This window comes from Microvirga pakistanensis (genome assembly GCF_004458765.1).
GTDB classification, from domain to species: Bacteria; Pseudomonadota; Alphaproteobacteria; order Rhizobiales; family Beijerinckiaceae; genus Microvirga; species Microvirga pakistanensis.
In genome coordinates this window covers 1-223 of the sequence record NZ_SPJX01000230.1, presented here as the reverse complement: position 1 = coordinate 223, position 223 = coordinate 1, and the positions used below count along the sequence as shown (strand labels likewise).

Below are 223 nucleotides of genomic sequence, written 5' to 3'. Positions count from 1 at the left end.
GAGATTCAGATAAAGATCGATGGACTCGTCCGTGAGCGGCCGCATGGTCAGAGTCGCCGTGGCCACGAAGCTCTCCACCACCGTGCCGGCGATGGCGAGCGCAAAGGCGGAATGGAGGGTGTGGCTCGTTCCGGAAAGCGCCAGGAGCTGGCGGCGCGCGGCTTCGCGATCGGGCGCCTTGTGGAACACGATCGATCCGCAGGCGAGAACCTGGTCGGCTCCG

1 protein-coding gene is annotated in these 223 nt (G+C 65.9%); it reads right to left on the bottom strand.

The window, feature by feature from the left end; all coding sequences use genetic code 11:
* On the bottom strand, positions 1 to 223 hold a 223-nt coding region (locus E4K09_RS14110; protein WP_193557288.1), incomplete at both ends, for a Maf family protein.